The 230-nt window shown below is 47.4% G+C and carries 1 protein-coding gene; it reads right to left on the bottom strand.

Annotated elements, in window-relative coordinates:
* Positions 1 to 230, bottom strand: a 230-nt coding sequence (locus B3W37_RS14470; RefSeq protein ID WP_483176226.1) for a hypothetical protein, incomplete at both ends; no start/stop codon positions are given.

Consider the following 230-nt stretch of genomic DNA (forward strand, 5'->3'; position numbering starts at 1 on the left):
GTCCATTGAATCGAAAAGTCTATGCCGAGAAATGAAACCAGCTCATTCCCCACCAGCAATCCCAGGTCTTGTATGGTGAACAACAATGCCAAGAAAACCAGCAGGGTCACCAAACCTGAATAGCCGCGCACCAGTTTACCCACAATCTGACTGCCGAAGCTAATACTGACCAGATATATCAATCCCGCTATACTGAGCAGATAGAATAAGAGTCCTGTTCCCAGGAGCTG

The sequence above is a fragment of the Syntrophomonas sp. UBA5494 genome (assembly GCF_002426325.1).